The sequence below is a fragment of the Aquabacterium parvum genome, from assembly GCF_001447195.1.
GTDB classification, from domain to species: domain Bacteria; phylum Pseudomonadota; class Gammaproteobacteria; order Burkholderiales; family Burkholderiaceae_C; genus Aquabacterium; species Aquabacterium parvum.
Window position 1 is genome coordinate 37,685 of record NZ_LFRI01000157.1, and the last position, 15,160, is coordinate 52,844.

The following is a 15,160-nucleotide window of genomic DNA, read 5'->3' on the forward strand; positions in this document are numbered from 1 at the left end:
CTACCTTTTTTTCATCTCGCGGCCGCCTTCCCGTGATCGAGTCGATGTGAAGCCCGTCGGCACCATCTTTGCACCCCAGGCGGGTGCTTGTGATTTTTTTCTGCGGATCGGTTCGCGCAGGCGTTCAGCCGGCTCTGCCTGACAGGCTTGCGCAGTAGTCGATCAGCTCTTCGAGCTCGGACGACTTGTCGAAAACCCGATCGGCCCCCAACGCCACGCTGCGGGTTCGCATGTCGGGGGTGGCGTAGTTCGTCAAGACCACTTTGTGGCAGGGCAGATTCAGGCCGTTGGCGTGCTTGAGCACCTCCAGCCCGGTTCCCTGCTTGAGGAAAATGTCGACAATCATCAGATCGACGTCTCGACCCGAGCGCTCGAGCCACTCCTTCGCGCCGGCTTCGTCACCCGCGCAACCCACCACCCGAAGCGGCAGCATTTCTTGCAAGGTGTCGATCAGGCCGCGCAGGATCAGGCCGCTGTCCTCTACGAGAAAGCACTGCAGCGGCCTTGTCTCAGCGGCCATGTTGTCTTGATCTGCTTTGAGCATGTTCCACGCTTCAGGGGCGTCTTGCGCACCCTGATGCAAATGGTCCGATGTTTTTCGCTCGATCATTGTCAGACTTATCCTACTTTTCCCTCAAACAGAGGGAAAAAGCCCAGACCAGGGTTGATTCCAGTCCGGGCTGCGTCATGAGTGTGGTGTGGGTTCAACTGTCAGTTGAACCAATCCTTCTTCCACTCGGACTTCCACTGCTCCACTTGCTTTTCCGCCTCGTCGCGGCTGACGCCGTAACGCTCCTGAATGCGACCGGCCAGCTGTTCACGCTTGCCGGAGATGACGTCCAGGTCATCGTCGGTCAGCTTGCCCCACTGCTCGACGACCTTGCCCTTGATTTGCTTCCATTGACCTTCGACTCGATCCCAGTTCATGGTGTTTCTCCTTGGGTTGAAACAGGTTGGTGTGGAACGGTTTGAACCGTTGATTTCATTGTCCCGAGGGGGGGCTGCGATGCATGTCAGTCAGCACTGCAAGCCCCTGTAGGACAAGCGGCCGTCAGCGCTCGAGCAGGTCAGACAATTCGTCGGCATGCTCTTCTTCGTCGCGCAGGATGCCCTCGAGCAACTGGCGCGTGGTCGGATCCTTGTCGCCGATGAGCGCGATCATCTGGCGATAGGACTCCACCGCCACGCGCTCGGCGATCAGGTTGGCGCGGATCATGTCCTTGAGGCCGCTGCTCTCGTCGTAGTCGGCATGGGACAGCGATGTCAGCCGGTCGGGGTCGAACGCCGGCGAGCCACCCAGCTGGACGATGCGCTCGGCCAGCTTGTCGGCATGCCCCTGCTCAGCCACGGCATGCACCATGAATTCCGCCGCGATCGGGCCGGATTCGAGCCCCTTGGCGGTGAAGTGGTGGCGCCGGTAGCGCAGCACGCAGACCAGCTCGGTGGCCAGCGCGCCATTGAGCAGCTCGATGACGCCGTCCTTCCAGGGGCCGTAGCTCGGCGTGACGGCGCCGTCGTCGAGGTGGGTGCGCGCCCGCTCGAGGGCCTTTTCATCGAGCTTGAGCGACGTGGCCTCGGCTTTGCGCGAGACAACGGATGTGACTTTCATGATCGATCTCCTTGGCTCACTTGCTGAACGCGTTCACGCCAAAGGCCACCAGGCCGATGACGACGAAGAACGCAACCAGGAACAGCACAAACAGCAACTTGGCGATGCCAGCCGCACCCGCAGCCACGCCACTGAATCCCAACAGACCTGCGACGGCTGCGATCACGGCAAAAATGACGGCCCACTTGAGCATGTCGTTCTCCTTGTCAAAGTGATGACTTCACTGTCACCCCGGCACCGATTTCGTGGCGTCGGATGGGTGCCCACTTCGCTGTAGGAGAGCGCCCCGAATGCGGCTCAGGCGATGCGTTCGCCGCCGGCTGATGCGGTGTCTCGCAAGGGTCGCCCACCCGGTCGACGGGCCCGCATCCGAGCAGCACATGGAAGACCGACAGACGCGGGATGTGGCGGCCCATCGTCGCCAGACAAACGCTGATGGGGGTGGCAACCACCAGGCCGACCGGCCCCCAAAGCGCCGTCCAGAAAGTGGCGGAAATCAGGATCGCCACCGTCCCCAGACCGGCGCGTTGGCCGTACAGGATGGGTTCGAGCACGTTGTTGGTGACGAGCTCCATCACCAGCACCAGCGCCGCGGTCTGCATGCCCATGGCCCATCCGGGCTCGGACACCAGTGCCATCAGCAAAGGCCCTGCGCCAGCGACCACGGGACCGGCATAGGGCACGAATCGCAGCATCCCGGCCAGGATGCCCCAGGACGCAGCGCCGGGCACCCCCAACAGGCCCAACGCCACCCCGAACACCAGGCCATAGGCTGCGTTGAGCATCAACTGCGCACCCAGGTACCCGCGCAGTCGGTCGCTCGCATCGCACAGCGCCAGTTTGGCTCTGTCGAAATTGCCGTCGGCCAGCCGGACGATGCGCTCGCGCAAATCGTTCCACTCGATCAGCATGAAGATGACGAGGATGATGACCGCCCCGGTCTGCAGCAACACCGACAAGTAAGGCGAAGCCATCTGCAGCAATTGTTCGGCCCCGCTCGCACTTTGCATGCGCACGGTCTGCACCCTCGACGCGTTCGGCGCAGCGGGCTCGCCTGTCACGACACTGGTGGTGTTCTGCATCGCCACGTCCAGCGAATGCAGGGCCTGACCCACGCTGCGCAAGGGCATGTTCGCAGCCAGGCTCTCACGAGCATCGCGAAACTTGTGTTCGAGCGATTGCTGATACCGCGGCAGCTCCCCGACCAATCCCTCGACCTCGAGCGACACCAGCAGGCCAGCGGCCACCATCAAGGCTCCGACGCTCCCGCACACCAGCGCGACCGCGAAGCCTCGGGGCAGCCGCATGCGCTCGATCATCCTGACCGCCGGGGCCAAGGCAAATGCAATCAGTGCCGCCAGGGCCAGCGGGGCCAGGATGCCCCGACCGAAATAAAGCCCCATGAGGACCAGACCGAAGCCGATCGCTCGAACAGACCTCGCGACGGACTTGGGCAAGACAACGCGCCTTCCCGAAGGAAACTGTGGATTCATGGCAGCACTCCCGATGGTGCCCCCATTGCACCCAGATCGTCACCTCGCCGACGTCGGACAAGGCTGAGAGTGCGTGTAGGACCGCAGGAGACCTCAGGCCAGGCTGCGACGCATCGACTCGGTCAATGCCAGGAAGGTGAGTTGCGCAGCCCTCAGGGCCTCGGCCGCATGCCACGTTCCCTTGCTCGCCCGCGATTCAAGGCGACAGGCGAAGTCGCGCCAGGACTGCACCGCATGGTCGCCGTGCCCATGGAAGTAGGCCCAGCCGGGAGCCGGCTGTGAGGCGGTGCCGGCAACACCCTGATGCTGTCGGCACAACACCCGACCGCCCAGCATCGAGCCCCAGATGACGTAGGCGCTGCCCCACGCATGCTCCGCATTGTTGAGCCAATCCATGCGGGGCTCCATCCGCCGTGGAATCAATCCCAGCTGCTCAGCGTCGTCCTTGAGTTGCGGCCAGCGCGAGCCACGGACCATGAACAGCTGATCCGGCTCTGGCAGGGCCATCAGCATGCGAGGCTCCCAGGCGACGTGGAAATCGAGCAAGGCTTGCATGACCTTGCGGTGGTGCCGCGGATCGCTGAGCCGGTCCGCGTCCATCTCGAGTTCGATGGCGTCGTGATGGGAGCGGGTGCCGGCCTTGAGGGACTGCAGGCAGGAAGGGGATGCGGCGATCGCGTTCATGGGTTCCTCGACTTTCTCTCCAGACTCAATTCGGCGTGCACCCTGTGCAAGGTCTGCCTCAACTCTTCGGCCAGCACCCGATCGTCCCCGCCCCATGGCACAGAGGTGCCCTTGACGACCTCCCGCCACTCCTCGAAGGAGCCGCGCGGCGTCAAGCGCGGGCCAAGGGGGCCGATCTTGATCAGCTTCTCCGGCTTGCCACCCCAGCGAAGGGTGAGCTCCTGCTCTTTGCGCAGCAGGCACACCCAGGCCTGCTGGACCTCGCTGAAGCGCATGGCCAGCAGCCCGGCCATGCCCGTGCCTTCAGAGGGCCACTGATGAAGATAGTTCAAGGACACCAGGTTCGCCGGTTGTTGCTGCAACCAATTGAGCAACTGGGGCCAGGCTGCGAGCAACCGTTCATCGCTGGCTTGGACCTGGTCCTCGAGGGCGACGACCCAGGCATCGGCCTGCCACGTCCCCAACCACTGCCGGGCTTGCTGACACAGGACCTCGAAGGTGTCTTCACGGCGGGCCATCTCCAGCGACAGGCGAGCTCGCTGTGCGGCCAGCCGGGACTGGCGCTCCTGGGTCTGGCGACGCTGCCACTCGTCGACCTTGGCACCCAGCAGGTGGCTCAGCACCTCCAGGGCCAGACGCTGCGGGTGGGCCAGGCGATGCGGCCCCATGTGGTGACAGGCAACCAGTCCCCACAGCCGCCCCTGCACCACGATCGACAGGCTCAGCGACGCGCCAACGCCCATGTTCTGCAGGTATTCGATGTGCACCGGCGAGACGCTGCGGAGCTCGCCCTGACTCATGTCCAGCGGCGTGCCATCGGGAGGGGCCAGCAGGCCCACGGACGCCGCCTGCACATCGCCAATGCCTCTCAGCAGCTTGACGGTGTAGAGCCGTCGGGCCTGCGCCGGGATGTCCGATGCCGGGTAGACGCGCCCCAGGAATGGATCCAGCTGAGAGGACACCGCTTCTGCAACGACCTCGCCGCTGTCGTCGTGCCGGAAGCGATAGGCCATCACCCGGTCGAATCCCGTCGCTTGCCGCAAGCCGAGGACCGTCCACTCCAGCATGCGATCCAGGTCAGTTGCACGAGACACCCGACCGGCCAATGCGTGGATCGCGCCGACCGATTCGGCGACGGTCTGCGCATCCGAATCCGGCCGCCACTCGACTTCCACCATGGAGCCAAAGGGGTGGGCGCTCCAGATGACATCCAGGGTGCCCTCGGCGGTGTTGCATTCGAGGCAAAGCGGCAACTCGTGCCGGGGAGGAAGGCTGCGCAAAGCTTGCGACAGTTCCGGCAAGTCCTCGCGGATGCGGTCCACGCACGACACCCAGCGCTCGCCGGGTTGCGGCGCCGCCGCCCACAGCCGACCTGCGTTGAGGCTCACATGCGTGATCTCGCCCAAGGCGTCCCACGCCACCAGCACGCCATGCCCTTGGATGGCGCCAGGGATGTGGATGGGCTCCCTGTCGCAGTTCTGAAGCGTCACCGGACCTGAGAATGCGCGTGACGGGTCCTCACTCAAGGTGTTGTGTTTGCTCATCTTGCGGACCACGCCTCCCGCGACATCATTTGTTCAACTCCTGACCAAGGTCTTTCAAGCATGGTCAGATCAGCACCACGCCGCTTGCGTCGGACATGGCCGCGCCCTTGTGTCAGACATGTCTGACAAGGCGTGGCGCGTTGCGTGCAGACAAAGCCGCAAGCATTTGATGCGCTGATACATCAGATGAATGCCCGATGCGGGCCCCGGGAGAGGCATTGCCCAAAGTTTCGGCATCCCCATCGGCCCAGGCAGGCGAGGTATCGGTCAACGAGCGCATGCCCCAAAAGCTGCGCGCCTTCCAGCGCGCCGTCGCCGTTGATCGCTTGCTCGGTGTCCAGGCGCGCTTCAAGCCACTGCTCAAGCACCTCTGCCAGATCGCCACCCAAGGACTGGGGGTCGAGCGCGCCATGCTGGCGCTGGTCACCTCCGACACCGATCACTATCCGCTGCAGCGAGGATTCGAGCCCCCCTTGGAAGCGAACCCTCACGCCCAAGGCGCCACCCTGTGTCACCATGTCATCGACATGGGCTTGCCCTTGGTGATCGACGACACCCACGCGAGCGCCCCATGGCGTGACATCGGCAGCGTGCGCCATGGAGGCGTCCACGCCTACCTGGGCGTGCCAGTGAGGTTCCAGGGCGAGGTCGTGGGCAGCCTGTGCGTCGTGGCCCCTCAGGCCCGCCATTGGCAAGACCATGAACTGGCCCTGCTCGCCTCCGTTGGCTTGATGGCCGAACAGGCCTTCGACGGCGCCTGGCGCGAAGAACTCGCCGAACACTGCGCCGAGCAGACGCGCCAGCGCCTGCAGGCCCTCGAGGCGGGCATCATCCAGCGGCAAATGGCCTTCCGCGACATCCGCCAGGCCCTGGCGCTGCAAGTCGCCAAGATGCGCATCGCACCAGAAGGCTCGCGCCCCAGCGACGTCGAGTCGCTGGAGCGACTTCACGATCGACTGGGCGAAGTCAACGAGGGGGTTTTGTCGGACCTGGGGTCGGCCACCGTCGAGGTGCCTCAGGCACAGACGAGCTTTGCCGAGCTGCTTGCGTTGGCGGTCCACGTCGTGGCGCCTGCCCGCATCACCTTGACGGCACAGACCGACCCGATGCTGCTTGATCCCGTCGAGGCGGCACGTCAGCCGGCCCTGTTGCGACTGCTGGTGACCCTGCTGCAAGAGAGCGTGCGCGCCCTGCCACCTCATCACGCTTTGCAGATCGGGTTGCAAGCCGTCGATGGCGTCGCGCCAGCGCTCACCCTCCAGGCTCAAAGCCCCGAAGGTGATCTGGTGAACCTGCCAGCCACCTTGTTGGCGCACATCACGTCCATGATCCTGGAGCCGATGAATCGGCTGCAAGCACGCCTTTGGGCAAGCGAAAACTCGCCTGGTCAGCTTTTGCTCACCTGGTCGCCTCAGGCCTGAAGCGACCCGCGCGCCACCTCAGGCGGTGGCGCGGCTGGTCACCTTCAGCAAGGCGTGCTTGACGCCCTGAACGGTGTCGACCAGCAGCTCCAGGGCCTTGGCACCAGGGTGGCGCACCATCGCCTGCATCAGGGCTTCACTGGCTGAATTGATCAGGCCGTTGGCCGTCGGGCGGTCGCCCACGCAGAGCCGGCGCGGGATCACCAGCGCGATTTCGCGGAGCACCTCGGCTTCATCGATGGCCTTGATGTGCCCGGACACGACCACCAGGCGGTGCGTTGTCATGGTCAGTGCCACGTCTTCGTGTTCGGGCACCATGCCCACTTGAACGTCGATGTCCGGGGTCTGCGCGAAACACAACTTGGCCAGTTCAATCATGTCTACCTCACTGTTGGCGAATGAGCGTCAGCTTAGGTCGACGTGAGGGTTGGGGCTGTCAGCGCAGGCCGGTTGTTTTGTCAGCCGAGTCCGACACACCCCGCACGGCCTCGCCAAGCGCCAGGGCCACGGTGTCCAGCCATCGGCCCAAGGCCTGGGCCTCGTCCTGCGGGCCCTGGATGGGCTCGTCGACCTGCCGGCGCAGGCTGCCCGATGCCGTGACCCGCCCCTGCCGATCGATGAGTCGCCACTGCAGCACTGATGCGATCTGCCCACGCTGCGCCATGACGTCGAGTTGCTGGACGTCGACTTGCAGCCGCCGCGGGGCCTGGCTGTCGTCGGAGGGCCACCACCCCAGCTCGGGCGCCCGCTCACGCAGCGCCTGTGACAAACGCCGCGTCATGCCGATCTCGACCCGCTCGGCCCAAATGGCGTTCGGCCAGGTCTGCAACTCCGAGTCGCCGCGCAGGTGGAGCACGCCTCGACGCTGCCAGTGCTCCGGCAACTTGATGGTCAGCACGCCGATTTCTGCGGCAGGCAAGGGCCTCGCAGAAGGGCTGCTGGCACTGGTGCCCGCGTCGACGGGCGCCGGAGCAGAGGGGATGATCACCAGCGCGCGCGAGACCGGCGCGCTGCCACAGGCCACCAGCATCGCGCTCAGGGCGCCCACCATCGCGCGGCGAGACAGGGGCATCGAACGTTTGGAATCACTCACGGGACCTCCCGAAAATGAGCATGTTGGGTTGCTCTTCGATGTCCTCGACCAGCGCCGAGAAACTGCGCGCCGAGCGAGCGACATCCCGCAAGGCGCCGTCGAGGTCGGTTCGCGTCGGCGATCCGGGCGCCACCCAGGCTGAGAGCTCTCCCATGCTGGTGCGCACGTCGTTGGCTGCGCCGTGCAGCGCATCAACGGCCCCGACGACACGGGGTTGCACGTCCAGCATCAGGCGCTGCCCACCATCGGCCAGCGATTGCAGGGACTGCAGGGTGGCGGTGGTCTGTTGCGACACCTGATGGAAATCCTTGCCTGCGCCTTGCAAGGTCTGCGTGGCCTCGCCCGTGACCCGTCCGACATCGCCTTTGATGGCGGCCACGCTGGCGCGGGCTTCCTCGGCGAGTTGCCGCACGCTCTGCATGGTCGCGCGGACATCGGAGACGGTGTCTTTCAGGGGCAGCTCGGAGACCTGCTCGAGCAGGCGGTCGAAGTTGCCGCCCACGTGCGGGATCACCAACGGTCCCTCGGGCGGTTGGGCCACGGCCTGGGCCGGTGCCTGCGCGATGTTCAGGTCGATCATGACCTGCCCTGTGACCAGGCTCTGGGTCACCATTTGCGCCACGAGCCCGCGGTCGATGAGCGACTGCAGGGCTTCGCGCTGAGCTCGACGGCCGCGCGCCTTGATCGACAGCGCTTCGGTTGAAATGGCCAGCGTGATGGGCATGCGCGAGGCCAGGCTGCTCGGATCGAGCTCGACGCCGATGGCATCGACCTGCCCCACGGGCACCCCACGGAAGGTCACGGGCGCCCCGATGGTCAGGCCCTTGACGCTTTTGTCAAACCACACCACGGCCAAGGTGCGCCCCCCGCCAAAGAAGCGGCCTTTGCCCAGCGCCGTGATCAGCACCACGGCCAAGGCCAGCGCCACCACCACGAACGCGCCCAAGGCGACCGATCGTTTCTTCATGTCTGTCCGTCCCTTCTTTGCAGAAAGTTGAGCACCGGCCGAGGCAGCGATTCGTCGTGCTGCATGTCTGCAGGCCGACCGCTTGCAAGCGGTCGCTTGGACTCGGCATCCAGGAAGATGCTGTCGTCCGCGATGCGAAACAAGCTTTCGCGCTCGTGGCTGACCAGCACCACCGATGCGCCCGTGCGATCGCGGATCGACAAGATGAGGTCATCCATGCGCAGCGAGGTCACCGGGTCGAGCCCGGCGGACGGCTCGTCCAGGAAGATCACCTCGGGTTCGGCGACGATGGCCCGGGCCAAGCCGGCGCGTTTGACCTGACCACCGCTGAGCCCATGAACGGGCGCATCGGCCTGATCGGCCAGCCCCACCCATTCCAGCACAAGGCGCACCCGTTCATCGCGCTCGGCTTCGGGACGGTCGGCCCAGTGCAGCTCGAGCGGCACCCGCACGTTGCCTGCAACGCTGAGGGTCGACCACAAAGCGCCCTTTTGAAACAGCATGCCGAAGCGTTGGCGACACCGTTGCTGGGCCTGCGCGTCCATCTGCAACCAATAGCCTTGGCCATCGACCCACACGTCGCCGCTGGCCGGCGCCTGCAAACCGACCATGTGCCGCAAGAGGGTGCTCTTGCCGCATCCGCTGCCGCCCATGACCGCGAAGATGCTGCCCTGCTCGATGGCGAACTCGACGTCCTCCTGGATCAGGACATCGCCGTATTGCATGCGCAGGCCTCGAACGTCGATTTGCGCCATCCTTGCTCCTACCAGCTCATGGCGTTGGCCACGACGGCGAAGACGGCGTCGAGCGCGATCACGCCGACGATGCCACGCACCACCGCACGCGTGGACGCTTCACCGACCCCCGCTGCACTGCGCTCGGCGTGAAGACCCGCAAAGCAACCCGCCATGGCGATCCAGGCGCCGAAGACCAGGGCCTTGGCCAGGCCCAGGAACAGGTGGGTCGCAGAGGTCGCGACCATCAGGCGCTGCACATAGACGGATGAATTGAGGTCCAGCATCAGCGTGGCCACGACCAGCCCGCCCACCAAGGCCGCCACGCAGGCGTGAAAGAACAGCAGCGGCATCATGCCCACGAGAACCAGCACACGGGGCACGACGAGCTCGCGCATCGGGTCCAGGCCCAGCACGTGCAGGGCATCGATCTCTTCCTGCGCACGCATCGTGGCCAGCTCGGCCGCGAACGCGGCGGCAGTTCGCCCGGACATCACCACGGCGGTTATCAAGGCAGCCATCTCGCGGCACACCGAGATGCCCACCAGGTCGGCCACGTAAAGCCCCGCCCCGAACTTCTGCAGCTGGACCGCGCCCACGAAAGCCATGATGGCCCCGACCAGGGCGTTGACCACCCACACGATCGGCAGCGCCTGCACGCTGGCTTGCGATGCCACGCGCCCCCACTGAGCCAGAGATGGCAAGGGCTTGTGGTGCAGCAAGCCACTGACGGTGATGATCATGGACCCGCCGAAGCCCAGCGTTCGCAACCATGTCTGCCACCGTTGCCCCGCTCGCTCACCGACGTCATGCAACCACTCCCTCATGACCATGTGGCGCTCCAGTGTTGAGAGCGCCCTCGGGCAGTTGACGGTGGGAGGCGATCAGCCATGGAAGAAGGGAGGGTCTTGGTCGGCGTTGGCGGACATCCTACCTGGGGCTGTGTGTCATTTTCAGCGCCCAAGAAAAAGGCCAGCCGAAGCTGGCCAAAGGTCCCTGCAGAGTTGCCGATCAGGGACCGACCCATCGCCGGGAGGGCGGCATGGATGGGCTCGATCATCGCGACTTCAGGACGACTCGATCCTGAGCTCGCTGGTCACCGAAGTCACGCCGTCCGTCCCCTTGGCCAGCGAGACCGCCCTCAGCACGGCGGCGTCGGAGGGAGCCGACCCCCGAAGCACCACCGATCCGTTGTTGACCTCCACATCGATCTTCGATGCCTCGAGGTCCTTGTCCTGCGCGATTTTGGCGTTGACCGCCGCGCCGATTGCCGCATCGCTCATGGCCACGCCGGCTGCGTCAACCTGCGCATGCGCCTGGCGAGAAGCCTCGTTCGACTCTGCCTTGGCCTCGGCCACGGCTTCGTCGAGGCGTTGCCCCACGGTTGCGGAATCTTCCTTCTTGCCGCAGGCGGCAAACAGGGCACCGAGTGCCACCAGGGTGGCCAGACCTGCTCGTTGGTAGGTGTTGGGTTTTTTCATGATGCTCTCCTGTGGTTCAGAGGTTGAGGCGGCCGTGTTCACCCAGCCCGATGGGTCGGCGTGCCACGACGGAGGCCAGCAGCGACGCGCCACGGGCCAGGGGGTTCGATGGGCCCTCCCAGAACTCGACTTGATCCGGTGCCAATCGAATCAGCACGATCTCCGGCGAGTCCGGCCCCATCGGGAACCAGGGGCGGCACATCACGCTCCACAACTCGTGGATGCGTTCGCTGTCCTGCACGGCCTGCGCGATGCCTGTGACCGACACGAAACGGTTGGCGTCTTCGTTGGCGAAGGCTGCGCTGACGGGCCAATCGGCATGTGGCAGGTGCTCGATGGAGGTCATGAACCACAGCGCTCCGGCTTTGTCGATGCCCAAAACGGTCATCGGGCGCGAGGTCAGGGAGCCGTCCCGCTGGGGCTCGGTGAACATGCAGATGCGTTGGGAGCCAATCAACTCCTTGAGCCTGCGCACGTCAAATGGCGAGGGGGTTGAGCTGCTGAGGTTCATGGGTCACTCCTGGGTGGGGTCAGAACTTGAAGCGAAGGCCGACGCTGGCGCCATTGACGTGCTCCTGGCCCTCTCCGGCGAACTTGAGGTTGGTTTCGTCCCACTGGGCCAACACGGTCATGTCGGGGGTGAGGTCATACGAGACACCGACGCCATAGTTGGCACCCCAGCCATAGGCCTTGCCAGAAGGCGTGTCGGAGATGAACGCTGCGCTGGACTTGGTCATGCCGTAAGAGGCACCCACCTTGCCGTACACGGCAAAGCGGTCAAACGGGAGGCGAGCGACCAGGCTCAGCGACGTGGCTTGCGCCTTGACGTCGCCACCGCCGCGCTCGGCCTTGCCGAAGTTCGTGTAGCCAAGCTCAACGGCGTAGTTGGGATTGATCTGGTGACCGAAGCTCACGCCGTACGAGGTGTCAGCATCGTCACAACCGTAGAGCCGACCGCAAGTGGTGCTGAATCGGCTCTGGCCGGCCTTCACATCCAGGTAATGGCTGCCGGGCGCCGCGACTTGAGCAGATGCGGTGGCGGACTGGGCCAGGGCGGTGGCGCTCAGGCCGGCAAGGGCGATCAGGGCGGCGAGGTGCTTGACTTGCATCGTTCGAATTCCTTTGTTTGCGATGGGTTGATCGTGAACCGGGCACACCGCCGCGCGTGTCGTCCGAGGTCGCAAGCTGGTGTCGGACAAGGGCCAGCCCCCTGTCAGCTGTGTCCGACAACGGATGGCGCCCATGGCCGACACCCCCGCGCGCCCAAAGTTCTTAACGTTGCAGGCATCTCAAATCCACACTGGAGTCAACGATGCGCCATTCATCCAACCCTGCACGAAACCCCTTTGCGAGCCGCCTTGCCATCGCCGTTGCCGCCGCCAGCATGCTGGTCGCTGCTGGCTGCGCGAACACGCAGCTGACCGACAGCCAGCGTCGCACCGCCACGGGCGCCGCTGTGGGCACCGCCGCTGGCGCGGTGATCGGATCGGCCACCGGTGGCCGCGTTGGCACCGGGGCCGTGATCGGTGGCCTGGTCGGTGCGGTGGCGGGCAACCTGTGGTCCCGCCACCTCGAGGAAAAGCAGCGGGCGCTGGAACAGGCCACCCAAGGCACCGGCGTCGAAGTGGCGCGCACCGCCGACAACCGCATCAAGGTGAACATCCCGACGGACTTCTCTTTCGACACCGGCCGCGCCAGCGTCAAGCCGCAGATGAAACCCGTCCTGGACGAGATCGCGCGCAACCTCCAGGCCGACGTGCGCGTGGATGTGATCGGTCACACCGACAGCACCGGCACCGAAGCCATCAATCGGCCCCTGTCGATCGAGCGGGCTGACGCCGTGCGCGACTACCTGGTTCAACGTGGCGTGGGCGCCCAGCGCATCGCGATCGACGGCGCGGGCGCCAGCCAACCGCTGAGCAGCAATGCGACCGAATCTGGCCGGGCGATGAATCGTCGGGTCGAGATCTACCTGTCTCAGCACGCAGGCTGATCAAGGCTGCTTCGCGCTGGCCTGACGGCAACGCAGGTCAGCCACACGGGCAGCCTCGCGCTGCCCGCCGTCGACCAGGGGCACCAGACCAGCGAGGGGGTGCACGCTCGCCAGCGCTGCCGCACCGATCAGCCTGGCCCAGGTGGAGGTTTGAAGCACCTGCACATCGACATCCTGCCAGGGGCCTCGCAGGCGCACAGGCGTGCGCAAGGCCACCAGAGAAAAATCCTTGGGCGCCACGCGAGACCGCAGGTCCAGCATTTCGTCTTTGAGCGACACCTGCCCGTCAACCCACAAGGTCGAATCGTCGGTGCTGACGATGACCGGATCGGGGCGCAGCACCCCACCCTTGGCCGTCCACTGAAGCTGGGCGCAGGCGATGGGCAAGATCTCGTCGCCACGCACCCACTGGAACAGCCCTTCCATCACGTCCAGCCCGGCGAGCTCGATGCCCAGGTGCGAGACCTGGCCGTCCTGAAGCACGAGGTCCGCACGGCCATCGATGGAGCCCAGCATCTCTGCCGTGGACCGGCCCTGTCCCCGCGCCTTCAAATGCCCGGACAGCACACCAGCCAGGTACGGCGGTCGGCCGTCACGCTGCAAGGGTTTGGCCCACTTGGCCACCTCCACGCCGTCCACACGGAGGTCCAGGCTCAGCAAGGCGCGCTGCTCCTGGCGTGCGTCGAGTTCGATCTGGCCGGCCACCCGCCCCTGGGCCAGCGTGGTCGACAGTCGATCAAGCCTCAGCACCCCAGCCGTGAGCAACACCCTGGCGCGCAAATCGCGCATGGCTTGCAGGGCGGCGTTGCCGGTGTCGAACTCCTCGATCGCCACACCGACGTCGGCGTTCATCGCCTTCAGGCTGGGCAGGTTGAAGGGGCGATCGGGCAGGACGCGCTGCGCGCGAGGCTCAGGCGCATCCGCTGCCGTGGAGGCAGGCACACCCACCGCCGGCCCGAGGTCGGCGAGCATCAGCCGGCTGCCGCGAAGCTCACCCGTCAGCAACGGGGGCTGCTGGCCCCTGTCATGCACGAACCGGCCACTCAGATGGCTTCGCCCGATGCGGGCCTGCGCCACCCGAACCTGGGTGATGTCACCATGAGCGCGCACGTCACCGCTCATGCGGAAGGCGGCGGTCGTGGGCAAGGTGACGCCAACGGCCTGTCCCACCGCCGCCAGCGAGGGACCAGACAGGTCAAAGCGGCCTGAAAACATCTTGCCTTGGTCACCCACAGCGCCCTCGTAGGCGAACCTGGCCCGTCCTGCGTTCGCCCTCAACTTGAGCGAGCGCTCGCCCGACCAACGCCAAGGGCTCACCGAATTGACCAGGAATGCAGCTGGCTGCCCCAGGTACTCACCTTCGGCCGTCGCGGCCCAATGCCAAGCCTGATCACCCGCCGGAAGGACACTCACACCCAGCGTGCCTCGCACACGCAGGGGTTCATCGTCGACATGGATCACGCCCTGCGTCAGTTGCAGCTCCTGCACCCGCCAATCCCGCCAGGCCTGGGTGGCATCGCCTTCATCAACATCGCCTTGTTTGCCTTCTGCCCACCCCATTTGCCAGGAGGCTTGCCCACCGGCGGGGCGCGTCAGCCAGGCCTCCAGCCGCCTGGCTCGCAGGCGCTGGATGTCGATCGGCGCGCCTTGCGACATGCGCCACAAGGCGGGGTAGGACAGGCCCAGCTCTCCGCCTTCCATGCGCAACAGCCATGTGTTGGGCGCGCCCTGCGGCCCGCCGATCGCCAGGCTCGGGGCCTCAAAGCGAACACCGCCCCACAAGTGCAAGCGGGCTCTCTCTCCCCCGCCCACTTCGACCCGGCGTCCGATCAGCTCACCGACCGCACCGGCCACCGGCTTGACCAACCAAGGCCAACCCATTTGCTCTGCGCATACCAGGCCAGCCGCAATGACCCCTGCAGCGATCACCCATGCCAGGCGCGAATGGCGTCTGGGCCGCGACGGCTCAGGCAAGGAAGGGGGAACTGGGGTGACGGACTCCGGGTTCATGGGGTGATGACACCAGAAGCGCGTTGACGGCAGCGTCGGCCCATGTGCTGAGCTGATGTCGGACGTCTCCGACACCTGGACGCAGCGTTGGCTGGCAGCGAGACGGCGACAAGGTCGCTGACATTGGAGGT

18 protein-coding genes are annotated in these 15,160 nt (G+C 65.6%); 2 read left to right on the top strand and 16 right to left on the bottom strand.

Annotation, left to right across the window (positions count from 1 at the left end; translation table 11 throughout):
* Positions 1-124 precede the first annotated feature (124 nt).
* The 7 genes from ABG80_RS06085 to ABG80_RS06110 all read right to left on the bottom strand — a co-directional run bounded on the left by ABG80_RS06085 (position 125) and on the right by ABG80_RS06110 (position 5,330).
* On the bottom strand, positions 125-544 hold the full coding sequence (locus ABG80_RS06085; protein WP_235513759.1) for a response regulator: 420 nt from the start codon (positions 542-544) through the stop codon (positions 125-127).
* 167 nt (positions 545-711) lie between these two features.
* Entirely contained in the window at positions 712-927 is a 216-nt protein-coding gene (locus tag ABG80_RS06090) for a CsbD family protein (RefSeq protein WP_058086862.1), read from the bottom strand.
* Positions 928-1,051: 124 nt separating this feature from the next.
* Positions 1,052-1,609 carry a ferritin-like domain-containing protein gene (locus tag ABG80_RS06095; RefSeq protein ID WP_058086863.1) on the bottom strand — a complete coding sequence of 186 codons (558 nt, stop codon included), beginning with the start codon at positions 1,607-1,609 and terminating at the stop codon, positions 1,052-1,054.
* A gap of 16 nt (positions 1,610-1,625) precedes the next feature.
* Positions 1,626-1,802: a DUF1328 domain-containing protein gene (locus ABG80_RS21285; RefSeq protein ID WP_083505862.1), complete on the bottom strand. Its 177-nt coding sequence runs from the start codon at positions 1,800-1,802 to the stop codon at positions 1,626-1,628.
* 13 nt (positions 1,803-1,815) lie between these two features.
* Positions 1,816-3,066 (bottom strand): AI-2E family transporter, encoded by a 1,251-nt coding sequence (locus ABG80_RS06100; protein ID WP_160322461.1) that lies wholly within the window; start codon positions 3,064-3,066, stop codon positions 1,816-1,818.
* Between the two features lie 129 nt (positions 3,067-3,195).
* Entirely contained in the window at positions 3,196-3,786 is a 591-nt protein-coding gene (locus ABG80_RS06105) for a biliverdin-producing heme oxygenase (RefSeq protein WP_058086865.1), read from the bottom strand.
* On the bottom strand, positions 3,783-5,330 hold the full coding sequence (locus tag ABG80_RS06110) for a GAF domain-containing protein (RefSeq protein WP_058086866.1): 1,548 nt from the start codon (positions 5,328-5,330) through the stop codon (positions 3,783-3,785). Before ABG80_RS06110 ends, ABG80_RS06105 begins: the two co-directional genes overlap by 4 nt.
* 278 nt (positions 5,331-5,608) lie before the next feature.
* Between ABG80_RS06110 and ABG80_RS06115 the strand changes: the two genes are divergently transcribed.
* Positions 5,609-6,751, top strand: coding sequence for a GAF domain-containing protein (locus ABG80_RS06115; protein WP_160322462.1), 1,143 nt, complete (start codon positions 5,609-5,611; stop codon positions 6,749-6,751).
* Positions 6,752-6,769: 18 nt separating this feature from the next.
* On the opposite strand, the gene ABG80_RS06120 is transcribed toward ABG80_RS06115, so the two are convergent.
* The 8 genes from ABG80_RS06120 to ABG80_RS06155 form a co-directional block, all read right to left on the bottom strand.
* A complete protein-coding gene (locus tag ABG80_RS06120; protein WP_058086868.1) occupies positions 6,770-7,129 on the bottom strand; it encodes a hypothetical protein in 360 nt (119 codons plus the stop codon).
* 58 nt (positions 7,130-7,187) lie between these two features.
* Positions 7,188-7,844, bottom strand: coding sequence for a PqiC family protein (locus tag ABG80_RS06125; RefSeq protein ID WP_160322463.1), 657 nt, complete (start codon positions 7,842-7,844; stop codon positions 7,188-7,190).
* Complete coding sequence (locus ABG80_RS06130; protein ID WP_058086870.1) at positions 7,837-8,811, bottom strand: MlaD family protein; 975 nt, start codon at positions 8,809-8,811, stop codon at positions 7,837-7,839. Before ABG80_RS06130 ends, ABG80_RS06125 begins: the two co-directional genes overlap by 8 nt.
* The gene (locus tag ABG80_RS06135) at positions 8,808-9,566 is read right to left on the bottom strand and encodes an ABC transporter ATP-binding protein (protein ID WP_058086871.1); all 759 of its coding nucleotides are present in this window, start codon (positions 9,564-9,566) and stop codon (positions 8,808-8,810) included. Before ABG80_RS06135 ends, ABG80_RS06130 begins: the two co-directional genes overlap by 4 nt.
* A gap of 8 nt (positions 9,567-9,574) precedes the next feature.
* The gene (locus tag ABG80_RS06140) at positions 9,575-10,288 is read right to left on the bottom strand and encodes an MlaE family ABC transporter permease (protein WP_058086872.1); all 714 of its coding nucleotides are present in this window, start codon (positions 10,286-10,288) and stop codon (positions 9,575-9,577) included.
* 324 nt (positions 10,289-10,612) lie between these two features.
* Positions 10,613-11,026, bottom strand: a complete 414-nt coding sequence (locus tag ABG80_RS06145) for a BON domain-containing protein (RefSeq protein WP_058086873.1) — start codon at positions 11,024-11,026, stop codon at positions 10,613-10,615.
* A gap of 16 nt (positions 11,027-11,042) precedes the next feature.
* The gene (locus ABG80_RS06150) at positions 11,043-11,537 is read right to left on the bottom strand and encodes a pyridoxamine 5'-phosphate oxidase family protein (protein WP_058086874.1); all 495 of its coding nucleotides are present in this window, start codon (positions 11,535-11,537) and stop codon (positions 11,043-11,045) included.
* A gap of 19 nt (positions 11,538-11,556) precedes the next feature.
* Positions 11,557-12,135, bottom strand: coding sequence for an outer membrane beta-barrel protein (locus ABG80_RS06155; RefSeq protein WP_058086875.1), 579 nt, complete (start codon positions 12,133-12,135; stop codon positions 11,557-11,559).
* A gap of 203 nt (positions 12,136-12,338) precedes the next feature.
* Between ABG80_RS06155 and ABG80_RS06160 the strand changes: the two genes are divergently transcribed.
* On the top strand, positions 12,339-13,019 hold the full coding sequence (locus tag ABG80_RS06160) for an OmpA family protein (protein WP_083505868.1): 681 nt from the start codon (positions 12,339-12,341) through the stop codon (positions 13,017-13,019).
* Here the strand turns inward: ABG80_RS06160 and ABG80_RS06165 are convergent, their stop codons facing one another.
* Positions 13,020-14,900 (bottom strand): AsmA family protein, encoded by a 1,881-nt coding sequence (locus tag ABG80_RS06165; RefSeq protein ID WP_058086876.1) that lies wholly within the window; start codon positions 14,898-14,900, stop codon positions 13,020-13,022.
* Positions 14,901-15,160: the final 260 nt, after the last annotated feature.

Excerpts from the sequence above, each read along its gene's own strand:
- ABG80_RS06130 (WP_058086870.1), bottom strand. The coding sequence starts at position 8,811 with ATGAAGAAACGATCGGTCGCCTTGGGCGCGTTCGTGGTGGTGGCGCTG.
- ABG80_RS06115 (WP_160322462.1), top strand. The coding sequence starts at position 5,609 with ATGCCCCAAAAGCTGCGCGCCTTCCAGCGCGCCGTCGCCGTTGATCGC.
- ABG80_RS06160 (WP_083505868.1), top strand. The coding sequence starts at position 12,339 with ATGCGCCATTCATCCAACCCTGCACGAAACCCCTTTGCGAGCCGCCTT.
- ABG80_RS06120 (WP_058086868.1), bottom strand. The coding sequence starts at position 7,129 with ATGATTGAACTGGCCAAGTTGTGTTTCGCGCAGACCCCGGACATCGAC.
- ABG80_RS06090 (WP_058086862.1), bottom strand. The coding sequence starts at position 927 with ATGAACTGGGATCGAGTCGAAGGTCAATGGAAGCAAATCAAGGGCAAG.
- ABG80_RS06110 (WP_058086866.1), bottom strand. The coding sequence starts at position 5,330 with ATGAGCAAACACAACACCTTGAGTGAGGACCCGTCACGCGCATTCTCA.
- ABG80_RS06135 (WP_058086871.1), bottom strand. The coding sequence starts at position 9,566 with ATGGCGCAAATCGACGTTCGAGGCCTGCGCATGCAATACGGCGATGTC.
- ABG80_RS06140 (WP_058086872.1), bottom strand. The coding sequence starts at position 10,288 with ATGATCATCACCGTCAGTGGCTTGCTGCACCACAAGCCCTTGCCATCT.
- ABG80_RS06105 (WP_058086865.1), bottom strand. The coding sequence starts at position 3,786 with ATGAACGCGATCGCCGCATCCCCTTCCTGCCTGCAGTCCCTCAAGGCC.
- ABG80_RS06095 (WP_058086863.1), bottom strand. The coding sequence starts at position 1,609 with ATGAAAGTCACATCCGTTGTCTCGCGCAAAGCCGAGGCCACGTCGCTC.
- ABG80_RS06155 (WP_058086875.1), bottom strand. The coding sequence starts at position 12,135 with ATGCAAGTCAAGCACCTCGCCGCCCTGATCGCCCTTGCCGGCCTGAGC.
- ABG80_RS06145 (WP_058086873.1), bottom strand. The coding sequence starts at position 11,026 with ATGAAAAAACCCAACACCTACCAACGAGCAGGTCTGGCCACCCTGGTG.
- ABG80_RS06150 (WP_058086874.1), bottom strand. The coding sequence starts at position 11,537 with ATGAACCTCAGCAGCTCAACCCCCTCGCCATTTGACGTGCGCAGGCTC.
- ABG80_RS21285 (WP_083505862.1), bottom strand. The coding sequence starts at position 1,802 with ATGCTCAAGTGGGCCGTCATTTTTGCCGTGATCGCAGCCGTCGCAGGT.
- ABG80_RS06085 (WP_235513759.1), bottom strand. The coding sequence starts at position 544 with ATGCTCAAAGCAGATCAAGACAACATGGCCGCTGAGACAAGGCCGCTG.
- ABG80_RS06165 (WP_058086876.1), bottom strand. The coding sequence starts at position 14,900 with ATGGGTTGGCCTTGGTTGGTCAAGCCGGTGGCCGGTGCGGTCGGTGAG.